Below are 271 nucleotides of genomic sequence, written 5' to 3'. Positions count from 1 at the left end.
CTTCAGGTAATACCTTCTTTCTGAAGATATCATCTGTCTGTGCCTCTAAATCATTTCCCATGATAAATTGGTGCATATGATCAGTATTTAAATGACCATCAATCCCTAAATAAATAACAAGTGTACCAACAGAAGGAGTATAAGATCTTGAGTTCTTCATTTCTACTAATTTTTCAGCGATAGGAAAATCACCATTAACAACGAATCTATCATATTCTAAATTATCAGCTTCTCCATTGACTGAAATTCCTTTTCCTTCATTTCCTTGGGT

1 protein-coding gene is annotated in these 271 nt (G+C 33.2%); it reads right to left on the bottom strand.

All coding sequences use genetic code 11. From position 1 onward, the window contains the following. The coding region (locus tag AOA62_RS31930) for a hypothetical protein (protein ID WP_218244213.1) at window positions 1-271 on the bottom strand (271 nt) is incomplete at both ends.

It is taken from the genome of Pseudomonas sp. 2995-3 (assembly GCF_002742565.1).
Lineage (GTDB): Bacteria > Pseudomonadota > Gammaproteobacteria > Pseudomonadales > Pseudomonadaceae > Aquipseudomonas > Aquipseudomonas edaphica.
This window is presented reverse-complemented; position numbering and strand designations above follow the sequence as displayed.